The 18899-nt window shown below is 74.4% G+C and carries 11 protein-coding genes; 10 read left to right on the top strand and 1 reads right to left on the bottom strand.

The window, feature by feature from the left end; all coding sequences use genetic code 11:
- Positions 1-195: 195 nt before the first annotated feature.
- The 7 genes from ACFTWP_RS12375 (at position 196) to ACFTWP_RS12345 (ending at position 13030) form a co-directional block, all read left to right on the top strand.
- Entirely contained in the window at positions 196-3132 is a 2937-nt protein-coding gene (locus ACFTWP_RS12375) for a putative bifunctional diguanylate cyclase/phosphodiesterase (protein WP_380264582.1), read from the top strand.
- 336 nt (positions 3133-3468) lie between these two features.
- Positions 3469-5322, top strand: a complete 1854-nt coding sequence (locus ACFTWP_RS12370) for an acetolactate synthase large subunit (protein WP_380264432.1) — start codon at positions 3469-3471, stop codon at positions 5320-5322.
- A gap of 30 nt (positions 5323-5352) precedes the next feature.
- Positions 5353-5877 (top strand): acetolactate synthase small subunit, encoded by a 525-nt coding sequence (gene ilvN, locus ACFTWP_RS12365; RefSeq protein ID WP_380264431.1) that lies wholly within the window; start codon positions 5353-5355, stop codon positions 5875-5877.
- A gap of 129 nt (positions 5878-6006) precedes the next feature.
- A complete protein-coding gene (gene ilvC / locus ACFTWP_RS12360; RefSeq protein ID WP_380264430.1) occupies positions 6007-7005 on the top strand; it encodes a ketol-acid reductoisomerase in 999 nt (332 codons plus the stop codon).
- A 297-nt stretch (positions 7006-7302) separates the two neighbouring features.
- A complete protein-coding gene (serA, locus tag ACFTWP_RS12355; RefSeq protein ID WP_380264581.1) occupies positions 7303-8889 on the top strand; it encodes a phosphoglycerate dehydrogenase in 1587 nt (528 codons plus the stop codon).
- A gap of 350 nt (positions 8890-9239) precedes the next feature.
- Positions 9240-9413 carry a hypothetical protein gene (locus tag ACFTWP_RS12350; protein WP_380264595.1) on the top strand — a complete coding sequence of 58 codons (174 nt, stop codon included), beginning with the start codon at positions 9240-9242 and terminating at the stop codon, positions 9411-9413.
- Positions 9414-9664: 251 nt separating this feature from the next.
- Positions 9665-13030 carry a S8 family serine peptidase gene (locus ACFTWP_RS12345; protein ID WP_380264429.1) on the top strand — a complete coding sequence of 1122 codons (3366 nt, stop codon included), beginning with the start codon at positions 9665-9667 and terminating at the stop codon, positions 13028-13030.
- Between the two features lie 47 nt (positions 13031-13077).
- Here the strand turns inward: ACFTWP_RS12345 and ACFTWP_RS12340 are convergent, their stop codons facing one another.
- Positions 13078-15663 carry a YfhO family protein gene (locus ACFTWP_RS12340; RefSeq protein WP_380264428.1) on the bottom strand — a complete coding sequence of 862 codons (2586 nt, stop codon included), beginning with the start codon at positions 15661-15663 and terminating at the stop codon, positions 13078-13080.
- Positions 15664-15827: 164 nt separating this feature from the next.
- Here ACFTWP_RS12340 and ACFTWP_RS12335 point away from each other — a divergent pair, with 164 nt between their 5' ends.
- The 3 genes from ACFTWP_RS12335 to ACFTWP_RS12325 all read left to right on the top strand — a co-directional run bounded on the left by ACFTWP_RS12335 (position 15828) and on the right by ACFTWP_RS12325 (position 18773).
- Positions 15828-16391, top strand: coding sequence for a Uma2 family endonuclease (locus ACFTWP_RS12335; protein ID WP_380264427.1), 564 nt, complete (start codon positions 15828-15830; stop codon positions 16389-16391).
- A gap of 87 nt (positions 16392-16478) precedes the next feature.
- Complete coding sequence (locus ACFTWP_RS12330) at positions 16479-17516, top strand: 3-isopropylmalate dehydrogenase (protein ID WP_380264426.1); 1038 nt, start codon at positions 16479-16481, stop codon at positions 17514-17516.
- A 144-nt stretch (positions 17517-17660) separates the two neighbouring features.
- Positions 17661-18773 carry a branched-chain amino acid aminotransferase gene (locus ACFTWP_RS12325; protein ID WP_380264425.1) on the top strand — a complete coding sequence of 371 codons (1113 nt, stop codon included), beginning with the start codon at positions 17661-17663 and terminating at the stop codon, positions 18771-18773.
- The last annotated feature ends 126 nt before the right edge of the window (positions 18774-18899 follow it).

The raw sequence follows: 18899 nt of genomic DNA, 5'->3' as shown, positions 1-18899 counted from the left end.
TGCTGCCAGGCCCCGGGCCGGAGGGGGAGATGTCGAGTGAGCTCCACCGATGCGGTGCTGCCCGGGCCGGCCGGACCGGACTCCCCCGAGGACCGTCCCCCCACCGCCGGCTGGGAGTACCCGCCCGCCGCCGCGGCCCCCGCCCGCCCCGCCGACGCCCCGCCGGCCACCCACGCCCCGGCGGCCCCGACCGGGCTGCTGTGCAACCCCCGGCTGCCGGGCGTCCTGCTGGTGGGCCTCTGCCTGGCGTACGCGCTGGGCGCCGCCCTCGGCTGGGGCTCGCCGGGGCTCGCGCTGTTCATGGGTGACTTCGGCCTGGCCGCCGCCGCCCTGGCCGCCGCGCTCTCCTGCCTGGTGCACGGCTGCACCGTCGGCGGCCACCTGCGCCAGGCCTGGCTGCTGTTCGGCCTCTCCTCCGCCATGGTGGCCTTCGGCAACGGCACCTGGGGCTGGTACGAGGTGGTGCTCGGCACCACGCTCCCGGAGGACTCGCTCGCCGAGTACGCCTTCCTGCTGTTCGCCCCGCTCGCCATCACCGGCCTGCTGGTGCTCGCCCAGCGCCCCCGGACCGCCGCCGGCTGGGTCTACCTGGTGCTCGACGGCTGGCTGGTGGCCGGCTCGCTGTTCACCCTCAGCTGGAGCCTGGCGCTCGGGCGCACCGCCGAGGGCGAGACCGGCGAGCCGTTGCGCCTTGCGCTGGGCCTCGCCTACCCGGTGCTGGACATCCTGCTGGTCAGCCTGGTGGTCGGCCTGCGCTTCCGGAGCCGGGACGGCAACCGGGCGGCGGTGCACACCGCGATGGTGGGCCTGGCGGTCACGGTCGTCTGCGACGCCCTGTTCACCTCGCCCGAGCTGCGCAGCTCCTACCACTCGGGCGAGTTGCTGGACGCCGGCTGGTTCGCCGGCAGCCTGCTGCTGGCCTGGGCGCCCTGGTCGCCGCGCTGGCGCCGGCCGAGCCGCGAGCACCCGTCCGCCGCCGGCGCCCCGCTGCGCCGGGTCTCCACCACCTTCAGCGCGCTCACCCCGTACGTTGCGGCGGCCGTCTGCACCGCGGGGATCCTGTACAACGCGCTCGGCGGGCACGCGCTGGACCGGGTGGTCGCCTCGGCGGCCTGCACGGTGGGGCTGGCGCTGATCCTGCGTCAGGGCGTGATGCTGCTGGACAACCTCTCGCTGGCGCAGGAACTCGCCCAGAAGGAGGCGCACTTCCGCTCCCTGGTGCAGGGCTCCAGCGACGTCATCATGATCGCCGGGGCGAACGGCGTGCTCTCCTACGTCAGCCCGGCGGCGCTCCGCGTCTACAGCCGCGACCCGGCCGAGCTGGTCGGCGGGAACCTGCTGAACCTGGTCCACCCCGACGACGTGGACCGGGTGCTGCTGGAGGTCCGCCGCCTGCTCGTCAGGTGCCAGCACACCGCCCACCGCACCCCCGGCGCCCCCGAGCCCTCGGCCCGGGTCGAGTGCCGGATCCGCTCCGGCGGCGGCGAGTGGCTGCACGTGGAGTCCACCGTCAACCGCTACCGCGAGGGCCTGATCCTCAACAGCCGGGACGTCACCGAGCGGGTGATACTCCAGGCCCAGCTCCAGCACAACGCCTTCCACGACCCGCTCACCGACCTGCCCAACCGGGCCCTGTTCGCCCAGCGGGTGCGGGCCGCGCTGGGCGAGCGCGGGGAGGAGCGGCCGCGTGGGCCGCGACCGCAGGACAACGCCACCGTCGCGGTGCTCTTCCTCGACCTGGACGGCTTCAAGGCGGTCAACGACACCGCCGGGCACCAGGTCGGCGACGAGCTGCTGGTGCAGGCCGCGCGCCGGCTGCAGAGCGTGGTCCGCTCCGGCGACACCGTGGCCCGTTTCGGCGGCGACGAGTTCGCCGCCCTGGTCTGCGGGCGGCTGGGCCGGGTCCAGGTGCAGGAGCTCGCCGAGCGGCTGCGCTCGGCACTCTCCGAGCCCTACTGGATCGCCGGCGCGGAGCTGGGCGTGGCGGCCAGCATCGGCATCGCCTTCGCCACCCCCTCCCGGGCGGCGGCCACCGACCCGAAGTCCGCCACCGACGAGCTGATGCGCAACGCCGACCTGGCGATGTACCGGGCGAAGTCCGAGGGCAAGGGCCGGGTGGTGCTCTACTCCCCGGGCATGCGGGCCGACCTGGAGCGCCGCACCGAGCTGGAGGAGCGGCTGCGGGTCGCGGTGCGCGAGGGCGGCTTCACGCTGCTCCACCAGCCGGTGGTGGACCTCACCACCGGCGCCGTCGCGATGGTGGAGGCACAGGCCCGCTGGCGCTCGGCGCAGGGCCTGCTGCTCACCCCGGCGGAGTTCCTGCGCAGCGCCGAGCACGGCGACGGCGCCACCCGGTTCTCCCGCTGGCTGGTGCAGGAGGTGGTGGCGGCCGCCGCCCTGCGCGGCGCGGCCCTGGCGCGCCCGCGGTCGGTGGCCGTCCCGGTGTCGGTGCGGCTGTCCGCCGAGCGGCTCTGCGCCCCCGGGATGTACGAGACGATCGCCTCGGCGCTGCGGGACTCGGGCCTGCCGGCGGCCCAGCTGGTGATCGAGGTGGCCAGGACGGGCCCGGACGAGACCGCGGACGAGCTGGGCCGCCGGCTGACGGCCCTGCGCCGGCTGGGGGTGTCCACCGCGATCGCGGGCTTCGGCGCCGGCGCCGGTTCACTGGGTGCGCTCGCCCGGCTCCCGTTCGACTCGCTCAAGCTCGACCGCGCGCTCGTCCAGGACCTCGCGGAGTCCTCGCTCAGCCGCGCCCTGGCCGGGCACGCCCTGCGGCTGGGCCGGGACCTGGGCCTGGTCACCGCCGCCGAGGGGGTGGACCTGCCGCGCCAGGTGGTGGTGCTGCAGGAGCTGGGGTGCCGCCAGGGGCAGGGCGCCGCGTTCGCGCAGCCGATGGAGGAGCAGCGACTGCGCCGGGCGCTGGGCCGGCGGGTCTACCCGCTGCCCAGACCGCTGGGAGCCCTGTCGGCCCGCCGGGCGTACCTGGCCGCAGAGGCCCGTTCGGGTGGCCGGCCGGAGCCGGGGCAGGGGCGTGTCGTGCATCACCAGGTGGCCTCCGACCTGCCGGAACGCCGCTCGGTGGGCGGTCCGGGACACGGTCCGCATGGTGAGACCGCCGTCCCACCCGCTTGACACTCGACACCGCCCGGGAGGAAGGTCGTTGCCATGCGCACCCGAATTCTCGTACTTGGCGGGCGCGTCGGCTGAGCGGGCAGATACGCCCCGCTCGTGACAGACCGACGCGCCACCCCTCGCATGCCCTGGGCACGAGGGGTTTTTTGTTGCACTGACACTGTTGCACCACAGCTGTTGAAACACTGCAAGACCACTGACCGTGACGTCCGACCCTCCCGTTCCGAGGGGAACAGGCGGACGATTGAGGCAGAGCCGGCGACCGGCCCACCCAGGCAGCCCTCCACTGGGAGGGCACACCACCGGGGCCGGCAGAACCCGAGAAGAGACAGGCAGATGACTGAGCACGCCGCATCCCCCCGCCGCGGGGACACCCCGGCCGCCCACGCGCCGGGTCCCCAGCACGTCGTCGAGACCATGACCGGCGCGCAGTCGCTCATCCGCTCGCTGGAGGCCGTGGGCGCGGACACCGTCTTCGGCATCCCGGGCGGGGCCATCCTTCCGGCGTACGACCCGCTGATGGACTCGCAGAAGGTCCGTCACATCCTGGTCCGCCACGAGCAGGGCGCCGGACACGCCGCCACCGGGTACGCGCAGGCCACCGGCCGGGTCGGCGTCTGCATGGCCACCTCCGGCCCGGGTGCGACCAACCTGGTCACCCCGATCGCCGACGCCTACATGGACTCCGTCCCGATGGTCGCGATCACCGGCCAGGTCGCCTCCAAGGCGATCGGCACCGACGCCTTCCAGGAGGCGGACATCTGCGGCATCACGATGCCGATCACCAAGCACAACTTCCTGGTGACCGACCCCGCCGAGATCCCCCGGGTGATCGCCGAGGCCTTCCACATCGCCGCCACCGGCCGCCCCGGCCCCGTCCTCGTCGACATCGCCAAGGACGCCCTGCAGGCCACCACCACCTTCCGCTGGCCGGTGGAGACCTCGCTGCCCGGCTACCGCCCGGTCACCAAGCCGCACGCCAAGCAGATCCGCGAGGCCGCGAGGATGCTGGTCGGCGCGCGGAAGCCGGTGCTGTACGTCGGCGGCGGCGTGCTCAAGGCGAACGCCACGGCCGAGCTGCGGATCCTCGCGGAGCTGACCGGCGCCCCCGTCGTCACCACCCTGATGGCGCTCGGCGCGTTCCCCGACAGCCACCCGCAGCACCTGGGCATGCCCGGCATGCACGGCAGCGTCCCGGCCGTCACCGCCCTGCAGAAGTCGGACCTGCTGTTCACCCTCGGCGCCCGCTTCGACGACCGCGTCACCGGCAAGCTGGACAGCTTCGCGCCGTACGCCAAGGTCGTGCACGCCGACATCGACCCCGCCGAGATCGGCAAGAACCGCCCGGCCGACGTGCCGATCGTCGGCGACGCCCGCGAGGTGCTGGCCGACCTGATCGTCGCCGTCCAGGCCGAGTTCGACGCCGGCCACAAGGCCGACTACGCCGACTGGTGGGTCAAGCTCAACGAGTGGAAGACCACCTACCCGCTGGGCTACGAGCCGGCTCCGGCCGGCGGGCTCGCCCCGCAGCAGGTCATCGAGCGGATCGGCCAGCTGGTCGGCTCGGACGCGATCTACGCGGCGGGCGTCGGCCAGCACCAGATGTGGGCCTCGCAGTTCATCAGCTACGAGAAGCCGGCCACCTGGCTGAACTCGGGCGGCGCGGGCACCATGGGGTACGCGGTCCCGGCCGCGATGGGCGCCAAGGCCGGCCGCCCGGACGTCGCGGTCTGGGCGATCGACGGTGACGGCTGCTTCCAGATGACCAACCAGGAGCTGGTCACCTGCGCGCTGAACAACATCCCGATCAAGGTCGCGGTCATCAACAACGGCTCGCTGGGCATGGTCCGCCAGTGGCAGACGCTGTTCTACAACCAGCGCTACTCCAACACCGTGCTGCACTCCGGCCCGGAGCACGACGGCATCGAGGCCCCCGCCCAGGGCACCCGCATCCCGGACTTCGTGCTGCTCTCCGAGGCGATGGGCTGCGTCGGCCTGCGCTGCGAGCGCCCGGAGGACCTGGACGCGGTGATCAAGCAGGCGATGGAGATCAACGACCGCCCGGTCGTGATCGACTTCATCGTGCACCAGGACGCCATGGTCTGGCCGATGGTCGCGGCCGGCACCAGCAACGACGAGATCCTCGCCGCCCGGGACGTGCGCCCGGACTTCGGCGACGACCTCGACTGACCCGCCCGACCATCCAGAGAGAGTTACGACATGTCCAAGCACACCCTCTCCGTCCTGGTCGAGAACAAGCCCGGCGTGCTCGCCCGCATCGCCGCCCTGTTCTCCCGTCGGGGTTTCAACATCGACTCCCTCGCGGTCGGCCCGACCGAGCACCCGGACATCTCCCGGATGACCATCGTGGTCAACGTCGAGGACCTCCCGCTGGAGCAGGTCACCAAGCAGCTCAACAAGCTGGTCAACGTGATAAAGATCGTCGAGCTCGACCAGGCCGCTGCGATCCAGCGGGAACTGGTCCTGGTGAAGGTCCGCGCCGACAACGACTCCCGGTCGCAGATCGTCGAGATCGTCCAGCTGTTCCGCGCCAAGACGGTCGACGTGTCACCCGATGCGGTGACCATCGAGGCCACCGGCAGCTCCGACAAGCTGGAGGCGATGCTCCGGATGCTGGAGCCCTTCGGCATCAAGGAGCTCGTGCAGTCCGGCCTGGTGGCCATCGGGCGCGGCGCCCGTTCGATCACCGACCGCTCGCTGCGCGCCCTCGACCGCAGCGCGTAGTGACGGGCGGTCGCCCCGGCGACGCGACCCGTCTCACCACCTGAAGCAACGCCCCACACCCCCGCCGGGTCCACGTACCGTGGGTACCGCACCACCCGGCATCACCATCACGCAAGGAGATGTGCCCCCGTGGCCGAGCTGTTCTACGAAGACGACGCCGACCTGTCCATCATCCAGGGCCGCAAGGTCGCGGTCATCGGCTACGGCAGCCAGGGCCACGCCCACGCGCTGTCGCTGCGCGACTCGGGCGTGGACGTCCGTGTCGGCCTCCTGGAGGGCTCGAAGTCCCGTGCCAAGGCGGAGGAGGCCGGCCTGCGCGTCGTCTCCCCGTCCGAGGCCGCCGCCGAGGCCGACGTCATCATGATCCTGGTTCCGGACCCGATCCAGGGCGACGTGTACAAGGAGGCCATCGAGCCGAACCTGAAGGCGGGCGACGCCCTCTTCTTCGGCCACGGCCTCAACATCCGCTTCGGCTTCATCACCCCGCCGGCCGACGTCGACGTCTGCATGGTCGCCCCGAAGGGCCCGGGCCACCTCGTCCGCCGCCAGTACGTCGAGGGCCGCGGTGTCCCCGCGATCGTCGCCGTCGAGCAGGACGCCACCGGCAAGGGCTTCGAGCTGGCGCTCTCGTACGCCAAGGGCATCGGCGCCACCAAGGCCGGCGTCATCAAGACCACCTTCACCGAGGAGACCGAGACCGACCTGTTCGGTGAGCAGGCCGTCCTCTGCGGTGGCACCGCCGCCCTGGTCAAGGCCGGTTTCGAGACCCTGGTCGAGGCCGGCTACCAGCCGGAGATCGCCTACTTCGAGTGCCTGCACGAGCTGAAGCTCATCGTCGACCTCATGTACGAGGGCGGCCTGGAGAAGATGCGCTGGTCCATCTCGGAGACCGCCGAGTGGGGCGACTACGTCACCGGCCCGCGCATCATCACCGCCGACACCAAGGCCGAGATGAAGAAGGTCCTCGCCGAGATCCAGGACGGCACCTTCGCCAACACCTGGATCGCCGAGTACAAGGCGGGCCTGCCCAAGTACAACGAGTACAAGACCGCCGACTCCGAGCACCTGCTGGAGACCACCGGCAAGAAGCTCCGCAAGCTGATGAGCTGGGTCAAGGAAGAGGCGTAAGCCTCCGGCCGCCCCGGCGCGCCCCCGCGGCGCGCCGGGCGCGGCGTACTCCTGCGCCGGGGCGGGCCCGGGCCGGGTCCGCCCCCGCCCTGTACATCTGGTTGATCCCGTGCGGGTGATTTCGCCGTACGGGAGCAGCCCGGCCCCCCGCCCGTCGATACACTTCCGAGTGCGCGTCAGGCCCACAGCGTCGTGCGTCTATCTACGCGGCATGCCACCTTCCCCCGCTGGTCACGCCACCTTCGTGCCATGGACCGGGGAGAACCGGACAGTTAAGGACACACTGTCGTGAGCACTGTGACTTCCAAAAACGCCGTCGTACTGATCGCCGAAGAGCTGTCGCCCGCCACCGTTGACGCGCTCGGTCCTGACTTCGAGATCCGCCACTGCAACGGCGCCGACCGCGCCGAGCTGCTGGCCGCCATCGCCGACGTGGACGCGATCCTGATCCGCAGCGCCACCAAGGTGGACGCCGAGGCGCTGGCCGTGGCCAAGAAGCTGAAGGTCGTCGCCCGGGCCGGCGTCGGCCTGGACAACGTCGACGTCGCCGCCTCCACCAAGGCCGGCGTGATGGTCGTCAACGCGCCGACCTCGAACATCGTCACCGCCGCCGAGCTGGCCTGCGGCCTGCTCATCTCGGTCGCCCGCAACATCGCGCCCGCCAACGCCGCCCTCAAGCAGGGCGAGTGGAAGCGCAACAAGTACACCGGCGTCGAGCTCTCCGAGAAGGTGCTCGGCGTGGTCGGCCTCGGCCGCATCGGCGTGCTGGTCGCCCAGCGGATGTCCGCCTTCGGCATGAAGATCGTCGCGTACGACCCCTACATCCAGGCCGCCCGCGCGGCCCAGATGGGCGTCAAGCTGCTCACGCTGGAGGAGCTGCTGGAGGTGTCGGACTTCATCACCGTCCACCTCCCGAAGACCCCCGAGACCATCGGCCTGATCGGCGACGAGGCCCTGCACAAGGTCAAGCCGACCGTGCGCATCGTCAACGCCGCCCGCGGCGGCATCGTGGACGAGGCCGCGCTCGCCAGCGCCCTGCGCGACGGCCGGGTGGCCGGCGCCGGCCTGGACGTGTACGCCAAGGAGCCCTGCACCGACTCCCCGCTGTTCGGCTTCGACAACGTGGTCGCCACCCCGCACCTGGGCGCCTCCACCGACGAGGCGCAGGAGAAGGCCGGTATCGCGGTCGCCAAGTCGGTGCGCCTCGCACTGGCCGGCGAGCTCGTACCGGACGCGGTCAACGTCCAGGGCGGCGTGATCGCCGAGGACGTGCGCCCGGGCCTGCCGCTCGCCGAGAAGCTCGGCCGGATCTTCACCGCCCTGGCCGGCGAGGTGGCCGTCCGCCTCGACGTCGAGGTCCGTGGCGAGATCACCCAGCACGACGTGAAGGTGCTCGAACTCTCCGCCCTCAAGGGTGTGTTCGAGGACGTCGTCGCCGAGACGGTCAGCTACGTCAACGCCCCGCTGTTCGCGCAGGAGCGCGGCGTCGAGGTCCGCCTGACCACCAGCAGCGAGAGCCCCGAGCACCGCAACGTCATCACCGTGCGCGGCACGCTGTCCGACGGTGGCGAGATCGCCATCTCCGGCACGCTGTCCGGTCCGAAGCAGACCCAGAAGATCGTCGGCGTCGACGCCTTCGACGTGGACGTGGCGCTCACCGACCACATGGCCTTCTTCAAGTACGAGGACCGCCCCGGCGTGGTCGGCATCCTCGGCCGCCACCTCGGTGACGCGGGCATCAACATCGCGGGCATGCAGGTCGCCCGTGACGGTGAGGGCGCGCTCGCCTCGATCACCGTCGACAGCCAGATCCCGCAGGAGGTCCTGTCGGCGATCGCGGCCGAGATCGGCGCCAAGTTCGCCCGCTCGGTCGACCTGCGCTGACCCGCCGCGCCGGACCTCCTCCGGCGCCCGCCCGCGGCCCTCCCGTCCTCGTGACGGGAGGGCCGCGGGCGTTCCCGGGCCGCCGCGCGCACCCGCCCGCGGGCGGGCCCCCGGCCGCCCGGGCGAGGCCCGTCTCAGATAGTAGGAAATCCAAGTAGTTGTGCAGACAGCGACGGGTGGGGCGTCGTACCGTGGAAGAGCCATACGGTCAGCCACCCCTGGCTCCTACCTTCCGGTCAGGGCGCGTGGGCCCGTGTGTGCCGTACGCGCTACGGCAGGAGACCCCTGCTCGGCGTACCAACCCTCCCCACCCTCAGCACCTTCGCGTGCACTGAACCGAGGAGCCCGGTATGCCCCCCACCGCAGACCTGCTCACCCACCGTGACCACCGCGCCGCCCAGGCGCCCGCCCGCCCGGCCCCCCGCCGCCGGCACCGGACCGAGCCCAACCCGCACGCCGCCGCCGCGCTGCAGCGTGCGCTCGACCGCCGGGACAACGGCGGCGAGACCGGCCACCTGGCCTAGGCCGTCCGCCCCGGTCGAACGGCCCCCCGCGGCCCGGGTCGTCCGGGCCCCGGTACGGGTCGGACTGACCCGGATGGCCTGACGTGATGTCACTCCGGAGAGTGCAAGTAGCCCCCGTACGAGGGATGTTGCTCGCACTCTCCGGCGCGATGATCGTAATTTGAGGCCTCCGGAGGGGAGATCGACGTCCGCACGAGGCGGACGTCAGCGGCACGCGTGCGGATCAGACCCCCGCCGGGGGAGAGGGCCCAGTGCTCAAGCAATCCGTCCGCCGTCCGCTCAGCAGACTGGGTGTCGCGCTCGCCCTGGTGGCGGGGTCCGCGGCCGCCCTCGGCGTCGCCCCGGCGGCCCGGACCGGGCCCGTCGCGGGGCAGGTCCGGGCCGCCGGGCCCGCCACCGTCCTGCTGGAACTCGGCACCGAGCCGGCCGCACCCGCCTGGCAGCGGGCCGCCGGACAGGCCAGGCGCGCGCTGCGGTCCCCGCAGGAGGTGCGTCGGGAGGCCGCCCGGGCGGGCGCCGACCAGCGCCGGGAGGCCGTCCGCGCCCTCGACCGGCTGGCCCGGGACGTCCACGCGGCCGCCCCCGAGGCCCGCGAGCTCTACCGGACCCAGGCCCTGCTGGCCGGACTGGCCGTCACCGCACCCGCCGAACGCCTGCCCGCCCTGCGCGCGCTGCCGGGCGTCCGGGCCGTGCACCCGATCGCCCGCAAGAGCCGGGTGAACGCCCACTCCGTCCCGCTCACCGGGGCGCCGACCGTCTGGGCCGGCGCACCCGGCGGGTCCGCCGACGCCGAGCACCCCGACACCGAGCACCCCGACACCGGCCAGGGCGTGCGGATCGGCATCATCGACAGCGGGATCGACTACACCCACGCCGACTTCGGCGGCCCCGGCACCGAGGCGGCCTTCCGGGCGGTGGACGGGGCGAAGCCCGCGCCGGCCGGCCTGTTCCCGAACGCCAAGGTCACCGGCGGGAAGGACCTGGTCGGCGACGACTACGACCCCGACCCCGCCTCGCCGACCTTCCAGCCGCTGCCGCGCCCTGACGGCAACCCGATCGACTGCGCCCGCAACGGCCACGGCACCCACGTCGCCGGCACCGCGGCCGGCCTCGGCGTGGGCGCCGACGGCCGCCCCTACCCCGGCCCCTACCGCCCGGGTCTGGATCCGGCGGCCTTCCTGGTCGGGCCGGGCGCCGCGCCGGGCGCGCAGCTGTACGCGATCCGGGTGTTCGGCTGCGACGGCTCCACCGACCAGCTCACCCAGGCCCTCGACGTGGCCGCGGACCCGGACGGCGACGGCGATCTGACGGACCGCCTGGACGTCGTCAACCTCTCGCTGGGCAGCCGCTTCGGCAACACCGACGACGCCGACTCGATCGCCGCCGACCGGCTCGCCGCGCTCGGCACCGTGGTGGTCGCCTCCGCCGGCAACGAGGGTGACGTCTACGGCATCGGCGGCAGCCCCGGCACCGCCCCCCGGGCGCTCACCGTGGCCGCGTCGGTGGACGCGCACAGCGACGCGGACGGCCTGCGGGTGCTCGCCCCCGACACCCTGGCCGGCGTCGTCCCGGCGCACTGGAGCTCCCGCTACCAGGACTGGGCCGTCAAGGACGTCAGCGGTGAACTGGCCCTGCCCGTCGACCAGTCGGACGGCTGCACGGCCTTCGACGAGGGCGACCGGGCCCGGCTGGCCGGCCGGATCGCCGTCCTCGGCTGGCAGACCAAGGAGTCCGAGCGGGCCTGCGGGTCCGGTGCCCGGGCCGACCACGCGGCCGACGCGGGCGCCATCGGCATGATCCTCGCGGCCGTCGACGACCACCTCGCCGAGATCGCCGGCAACGACCGGATCCCCGCCGTCCTGCTCGCCCGCGCCGACGGGGAGCGGCTGCGGGCCGGCGCCGTCGGCGGCGCCGTCACCGTCCGGCTCGCCACGCCCGGCAACGAGCTGCACGGCGTGGTCGCCCAGGAGCAGCCGCAACGCACCGACACCCTCACCGACTTCACCTCGCGCGGCATCGGCGTCCCCGGCGTGGTCAAGCCCGACCTCGCGGCGCCCGGCGAGACCATCTGGTCCGCGAAGGCGGGCAGCGGCGCGGGCGGCATGCGCGAGAGCGGCACCTCGATGGCGGCCCCGCACATGGCGGGCCTGGCCGCCCTCGTCCGAGCCGCCCACCCGGAGTGGAGCGTGGAGCAGGTCAAGGCGGCGCTGATGAACACCGCCACCGACACCTGGTCGGGCGACGACCACGGCGGCCCGGCGTACGGGCCGGAGCGCACCGGCGCCGGGCGGGTCCGGGTGGACCTCGCCGTCCGCACGCCGGCCGTCGCGCACGCGGCCGGTGAGGGGGCCGTCGAGGGTTCGGTCGGCGTCTCCTTCGGCCCCGTCCCGGTCGGCGGGCCGCTGGAGCTGACCCGCGAGGTCGAGGTCCGCAACCTCTCCGGCGGCCCGCTGGCCTACCGCACCGGCTACCGGACCGCGACCGAACTGCCCGGCGCCGCCTTCGCCCTGGCACCGGACCGGGTCGTCGTGCCGGCGGGCGGCGCCGCGCGGGTGACGGTCACCCTGAAGGTCCCCGGGCAGCTGGACCGCACCCCGGACCCGACCCTGGACACCGCCCAGGCCGGCCGGGCCCGCAGCTACCGCGGCGAGCTCTCCGGACTGCTGCTGCTCACCCCCGACGCCGGCGACACCCCGGCCGCGGATGCCCCGGCGGGCCCGCCGGAGCTGCGGGTGCCCCTGTTCGCCGCCCCCCGGCCGGCCTCCGACATCACCGCCGGTGTCCAGGCCCGGATGCCGCGCACCGGCACCCTGCTGGCCCTGACCGGCACCGCCGCGCCCGCCCGGGTCGGCGGCCTGGTCAGCGCCTTCGCCCTGGCGGGCGAGGGGGAGCGCTGGCCGGACTGCCCGTCCGAGGAGATCTGCGTCGACCGCCCGGGCGACCGCGCCGCCGACCTGCGGGCCGCCGGCGCCGCCACCGACGCGCCGGGCGTGCCCGGCGGCCCGGCCGAGCAGCTCGGCCAGGGGATGCTCTACCTCGCCGCGAACCTCTGGGCGCCGGCCACCACCCCGGTCGGCGTGCACGCCGTGCGGGCCTCGCTCGACACCGACGGGGACGGCGTCACCGACGCCGTGGTGGCGGCCGACCGGCTGCGCGGCAGCGACGTCCTGGTGGCCCGGACCCTGGACGCGCGCACCGGACGGGAGTTGGACGTCCAGCCGCTCAACGGCCGCTGGGGCGACACCGACACCGACCTGCTGGACAGCGACACCGTCGTCCTGCCGGTGCGGCTGGCCGCCCTGCCGGGGCTGCGCGAGGGCGCGACCGTGGTCCACTACGGGATCTGGACCGGCCTGGCGTCGCCCGGCCTGCCCGAGGCGGCGGAGGCCTACGCCGCGATCGGCCTCGACGGCGTGCGTCCGACCGCGGTGCTGGACGTGCTGCACCCGGCCCTGGACGTGCGCAGCGGCATCGGCGGTCCGGTCGCCGCCCTGGCGCCCGAACGGCCGGCCGGCGTCCTGGAGGTCCGCCGGGCCGCGGACGACCGGACCAGGCTGCTGCTCGTCCACCACCTCAACCCGGACGGGCGGCGGGCGCAGATCGTCGACCTCGGCTGATCCGCCCGCCCGGGCCCCGGCGCGACGGCCGGCCCGGCACCACCGCCTCAGGCGGCCGGTGCCGGGCCGGCCTTCTCGTCCCCTCCGGTCGCCGGGCCGGCGCTCTCGTCCCCTGCCACCGCCGCCCGCCCGGTGGCCCGGCCGCCGGTCGCCCGCCGGCGGTACCACCGCCCGGCCGCCACCAGCGCCACCACGCCCGCCGCGACCAGGCCCACCAACGTGCCGGCGGCGAGCCCCGGCACCCGGTACGAGCAGCTCACCCGGGACGCCCCGGCCTCCAGCGGGACCCCGATCAGCCCGAGGACGGGCCGCGGCGCGGCGTACGGCCCGCCGGACGAGCAGGTCCAGCCCCGCACGGCGGGCACCGACAGCACGGCCGTCCCGGTGCTGCCGGCGGGCAGGACGGCGCTGACGCTGTGGCCCCCGGTCGTCACCGCCGCGCCGCCGCCCGCCGTCAGTCGCGCCACGGCGGCCTCCAGCGCACCGGGGCGCAGGCAGCCCACCGGACGGGCCGGCACCGGGCCGGTGGCCGAGGCCCGCAGCACCACCTCGACCCTGCCGTCGGCGGGCACCGGGCCCAGCAGCCGCACGCCCACGGCGGTGACCGGCTGGCTGCCGGCACTGCGGTACGTGGTGCCGAGCCCCGAGACGGTGCCGTCGAACCACAGGCTGTGGAAGTACGCCGTGCTGCCGGGGGTGCACGTCCCGGCCAGCACCGTGCCGGCCGAGCCCGGCGGGGTGGCGGGCACGGACCAGCCGCTGCCGCCGTGCGGGGTCGGCGCCGGCCCGCCGACCGGGGTCAGCGCCGGGACGTCGTAGACCGCGCTGCCGAGCAGGGCCTCCCGCCGGCTCCACACCGAGGCGGTGTCGGTCGGCCCGACCGGGTGCACGGTGACCAGCGGGGGAGCGGGCGCGTGCCGGGGCGTGAACCCGTCCGGGGCCGGGCCGTCGTCCAGGTGGGTGCCCACCCCGAACAGCGCCCGACCGACCGGGTCCTCCGGGCTCAGGGTGCGCCGCCCGGCGAGGCTCCAGCCCGCGCCCAGGTCGTGCAGGGCCTGCGCGGTGGCGGCCGGCACCTGCTCGGAGGCGTACCCGCCGCCCTGCCCGCCGAGCAGCAGCGCGTCGTTCGCGGTGAAGGCGTGCGGCCCCGGGTCCGCCCGGCTGCGGGGCCAGTCGTCCGCGGCGCGCAGCGCCCGGTGGGCGGCGCCGACGGCGGACCGGTCGGCGCCGCCGGCCTGCGCCGGACCACCCGCGGTGTACGCCGACCGGACGGCGCCGCCGAACACCGCACAGGCCAGCGCGAGGGTGACCAGGGCGGTCGCGCGCGGGCGCGCGTGCAGCCGTTCCAGGGCCCACAGGGCGGCCGTCGCCACCGCCAGGGCGGCCAGCGTGCCCGGCCAGCCGGCCGCCCGGAGCGCGGGCCGGCCGTGGGCGACGGCGGCGAGCAGCAGGACCAGCCCGGCCCCGCCGAGCAGGGCGGGTGGCCGGGGCCGGTGCGAGAGGCAGACCCAGGCGGCGAGCACCAGCAGGCCGCTGAGCACGAAGCCGGCGCGGTACGGGCCGGCCACTGGGAGGACCAGCCCGTGCCAGCGCAGCACGTCCGGCCGCGAGGCCAGGGCCAGCCCGGCCAGTGCCGGCAGGACGCACCAGGCGATCCGCTCCCGGGCCCGTACCCGGGCGTTGAACGGCAGGCTCGCCACGAGCAGCAGTCCGAGCATCCCGACCGCGACGTCCGGCAGCGCGGGCGCGCCCGGCGCCCCGGGCAGCAGCTGGGCGAACCGGTCGAGCGGGCCGGGCGGCTCGCCGGTCACGGTGGAGAGCAGGGCAGGCTGCGCGTCCTCGGCCGCCCGGAGGGCGACGAACAGCACCGGCGCGGCGATCAGCACGCCGGCCGCCGTCATGGTGACCGCCCGTCCGAGCACCCGGGCCCAGGTCCGCAGGGCGGGAGCTGTCCTGGCGGGTGCCCGCTCCCCGGCCGCCAGCCGGATCAGCAGCACCAGTCCGGCCGCCAGGGTGGCCGCGGCGGCGGTGTGCAGGTTGCCCGCCCAGGCCGCCGCCACGCAGAGGGCGCCGGTCGCCCAGCGGCGCTCGTGCAGGCACCAGTCGGCCGCCAGCAGCAGCAGCGGCAGCGAGACCGGGCCCCAGAGCCAGGCCGGGTTCGCGACCCCCTCGTCCAGTACCCAGGCGCAGAGCGCGTACCCGACCGCGAGCAGCGCCCGCAGCCGGGCCGGCCCCGGGTGCAACCGGCCCAGGGCGTGGGTCATCAGCGCGCCGGCGGCGGCGATGCCGAGCAGGGTGGTCAGCAGGACGGACAGCTCGCCGGCGGACCGGGGGAGCAGCACGGTCGGCCAGTAGAAGGGGTTCGCCAGATAGCCGAAGAAGTCCGGCAGGAAGGGCGCACCGTAGCCGCTGTTCCAGTTGAACAGCAGGTCACCGGGGGTGGTGCCGTGCGCCAGGTCCCACAGGTGGGTCCGGAACGGCACCGCCACGTCCCGCACGCCGGCCGCCGCCGGGCCCGCGCCGGGCAGGGTGCCGCGCGCGGCGGCCGCCAGGGCGTAGGCGCCCGCGGCCAGCGCGGCGGCGGCCCCGGCCGCGGTGGCCTCCCGGCGGCGCCGGGGGTGGGTGTCGCTCAACGCGCCGTGGTCCGTTCTGCGATGGATGTCCGGGTCCGGCCGGATCGAGCATAGGGCGCGGGGGCGCGCGCCCGGGCGATGCGCTCGCTCGTCGGAGTGGCTCGCCCACGGTACGGAGCCACTAGCCTGGGAGCACCCGCCAGACTCGCCGCGTGGGAGCAATCATGAGCATCGATCCGTACCCCGACTGGATCCGGCCGCCGGCCGGCGGCTACACCGCCGACGATCTCGACCGGCTGCCGGATCTCCCGCCGCACACAGAGTTGATCGACGGGAGCCTGGTCTTCGTGAGCCCTCGGACGAAGTTTCACGTGCGGACGATCCGCGCCCTGGAACACGCCCTGCTGGCTGCGGTGCCGGTCGGCTGGGAGGTGTGGCGGGAGATGACGGTGAAGCTGGACGCGCGTAACCGTCCGGAGCCCGACCTGGTGGTGGTGGACGAGCGCTCGGACACCAGGCCCGACCAGACCTTCTTCCTCCCCGGCGACGTGCTGCTCGCCGTCGAGGTGGTCTCCGAGGAGTCCAGGGAGCGCGACCGCGACACCAAGCCCCGCAAGTACGCCGCCGCCGGCATCCCGCACTTCTGGCGGGTGGAGAGCGACGAGGGCCGCCCGGTCGTCTACGTGTACGAGCTCGACCCGGCGACGGGCGGGTACGGCGTCGCCGGCATCCACCACAAGGTGCTGAAGCTGGACCGGCCCTTCCCGGTCGACGTGGAACTCGCCTGACGGCCGGCCCGGTGGGCGGGCGACACGACGCGTCCGGATAGTGGACATCAGGTGTCAGCACGTGGACGCCGGAGTAGGGTCCCCTACATGTCTCGCAGCCTTCGTCTCGCAGTGATCCCCGGTGACGGCATCGGCCAGGAAGTGGTGGCCGAAGGCCTCAAGGTCCTCACCGCCGCCCTCCCCGCGGACGTCAAGGTGGAGGCGACCGAGTACGACCTCGGCGCCCGCCGCTACCACCGCACCGGGGAGACCCTCCCCGACAGCGTGCTGGAGGAGCTCAAGACCCACGACGCGATCCTGCTCGGCGCCATCGGCGACCCCAGCGTCCCGTCCGGCGTCCTGGAGCGCGGGCTGCTGCTCAAGCTGCGCTTCGCGTTCGACCACCACATCAACCTCCGCCCGGGCAAGCTCTTCCCCGGCGTGAAGTCGCCGCTGGCCGGCGAGCCGGACATCGACTTCGTCGTCGTCCGCGAGGGCACCGAGGGCCCGTACGTCGGCAACGGCGGCACGCTGCGCACCGGCACCGAGCACGAGGTGGCCACCGAGGTCAGCCTCAACACCGCGTTCGGCATCGAGCGCGTGGTGCGCGACGCGTACCGCCGCGCCGACGCCCGCCCGCGCAAGAAGCTGACCCTCGTCCACAAGAACAACGTGCTGGTGCACGCCGGCCACCTGTGGACCCGGATCTTCCAGCAGGTCGGCCAGGAGTTCCCCGAGGTCACCACCGACTACCTGCACGTCGACGCCGCGACGATCTTCTTCGTCACCCAGCCCGAGCGCTTCGACGTGATCGTCACCGACAACCTGTTCGGCGACATCCTCACCGACCTGGCCGCCGCCGTCACCGGCGGCATCGGCCTGGCGGCGAGCGGCAACATCAACCCGTCCGGCGACTTCCCGTCGATGTTCGAGCCCGTGCACGGCTCGGCGCCCGACATCGCGGGCCAGGGCAAGGCCGACCCGACCGCCACCGTGCTGTCCGTCGCCATGCTGCTGGAGCACCTCGGCTTCACCGTCGAGGCGGCCAAGGTCGAGGCCGCCGTGGCCGCGGACCTGGCCGAGCGCGCGGGCACCCGCAGCACCTCGCAGGTCGGCGACGCGCTCGCCGCCCGAGTATCCGGCTGACGGGCCGGCGACACCTTCACAGCTGCTTGCCAGCTGTTCGGCACGGCCCTCTAGATGCGACTATCAACAGTGGGCCGTGCCGTGGTGCGTTCGAACACCGGCGGGCATGGCCCTGACCAACCCCACGGTGAAGGACAGACAGCCATGAGCACGCCCACCCAGGCGCCCATCACGTTCGACCTCAAGCCCTCCGCCCACCCGCTGGACGACGCGGAGCGAGCGGCCCGGCTGGCCAACCCCGGTTTCGGCCGGGTCTTCACCGACCACATGGTCACCATCCGCTGGACCGAGGGCCGGGGTTGGCACGACGCCCAGCTGACGCCGTACGCGCCGCTGGAGATCGACCCGGCGAACATGACGCTGCACTACGGGCAGGCGATCTTCGAGGGCCTGAAGGCCTACCGCCAGGCCGACGGCTCCATCGCCACCTTCCGTCCGACCGCCAACGCCGAGCGCTTCCAGGCCTCCGCCCGCCGCCTCGCGATGCCCGAGCTGCCCGTCGAGGCCTTCGTCGAGGCGGTCGAGCTGCTCGTCCAGCAGGACCGCGCCTGGGTGCCGAGCGAGCCCGAGCAGAGCCTCTACCTGCGGCCGTTCATGTTCGCCACCGAGGTCGGCCTGGGTGTCCGCCCGGCGAACGAGTACCTGTTCATGATCATCGCCTCGCCGGCCGGCGCGTACTTCCCCGGCGGCGTCAAGCCGGTCTCCGTCTGGCTCTCCGAGGAGTACGTCCGGGCGGCCCCCGGCGGCACCGGCACCGCGAAGTGCGCCGGCAACTACGCCGCCTCGCTGATCGCCCAGGCCCAGGCCGCCGAGAAGGGCTGCGACCAGGTCGTCTGGCTCGACGCCGCCGAGCACCGGTGGATCGAGGAGATGGGCGGGATGAACCTGTACTTCGTCTTCGGCGAGGGCGCCGACGCGAAGATCGTCACCCCCGAGCTCTCCGGCGCGCTGCTCCCCGGCATCACCCGTGACTCGCTGCTGTCGATGGCCGCCGACCTCGGCTACGCCGTCGAGGAGCGCCGGATCTCCACCGACGAGTGGAAGCAGGGCAACGCCGACGGCACCCTGACCGAGGTCTTCGCCTGCGGCACCGCCGCCGTCATCACCCCGGTCGGCTCGGTCAAGTCGGCCCGCGCCGACTGGACGGTCGGCGCCGGCGAGCCCGGCCCGATCACCCTGGAGCTGCGCAAGGCCCTGCTGGCGGTCCAGGGCGGCCAGGCCCCCGACACCCACGGCTGGCTGCACAAGATCGTCTGATCCCCGCGCCGGGGGCCCCCCCCCCGCGGGGGGCCCCGCTGGGTAACCTAGTCCCGTTACCGTGGTGTGGGCGTGCGGGACCCGCCGGTGGGGGCAAGAACGCGGTGTGGACGCAGTGAGCCCCAG

This window comes from Kitasatospora sp. NPDC057015 (genome assembly GCF_042673745.1).
Classification (GTDB): Bacteria; Actinomycetota; Actinomycetes; order Streptomycetales; family Streptomycetaceae; genus Kitasatospora.
The sequence above is the reverse complement of the archived record's forward strand: the minus strand, read 5'-3'. Positions and strand labels throughout refer to the sequence as shown.